This is a genomic window from Nisaea sp. (assembly GCF_017640745.1).
GTDB lineage: Bacteria > Pseudomonadota > Alphaproteobacteria > Thalassobaculales > Thalassobaculaceae > Nisaea.
In genome coordinates this window covers 1-641 of the sequence record NZ_JAEPQA010000072.1, presented here as the reverse complement: position 1 = coordinate 641, position 641 = coordinate 1, and the positions used below count along the sequence as shown (strand labels likewise).

The following is a 641-nucleotide window of genomic DNA, read 5'->3' as shown; positions in this document are numbered from 1 at the left end:
ACTTGAAGACACGCAGCCCGAAGCCGGGCAGTTCGTCATCCCAGATGACGTAATCCATTTCTCGGACTTCGGCGGCGTCCACGACGCGCTTGGTGAGTTTTGGCATGAGAAGTCGCACCTTTCCGGCCGGTCCCGCGTAAGCACTGCGTAAGCAGTAGGGCGGAAATCGCGACCTGTATTCGGATAGAGACTTCGGCGGAGCGCTTCAGAAAAACAACGTCTTTCAACGCATTATCGCATAAAGACGTGCTCTATCGCATGTTTCGGATAGGTGCTATTAATTCCTCCGAAGGCAGAGGTCAGAGGTTCGAATCCTCTCGGGTGCGCCATAGCCAATCGCCTGAGATTGGCGGAACAAGCGACAGGTGATTGCGAAGCGATCGCCGAGATCGACAACTGTAAAAGTCGGACCTTTCCCAGCGCGTGCACCATCGCTTGCGATCGCGGCGCCTTGTTCCCGCACGATGGCTTTGACATGATTGCGGCCGAACCGGAGACTGCACCATGAACATTGGCGAAGCGGCAGAGCGCACGCAGCTGCCGCCAAAAACCATCCGTTATTACGAGGAAATCGGCCTTGTTCGTCCAGGTCGCGCCGACAATGGCTATCGCGACTACGCCGAAAAGGACGTGCATCGCCT

General features: G+C 56.5%; 1 protein-coding gene. It reads left to right on the top strand.

From position 1 onward, the window contains the following. Window positions 1–504 precede the first annotated feature (504 nt). The coding region (locus JJ959_RS21280) for a MerR family DNA-binding transcriptional regulator (RefSeq protein ID WP_292888486.1) at window positions 505–641 on the top strand (137 nt) is incomplete at its 3' end.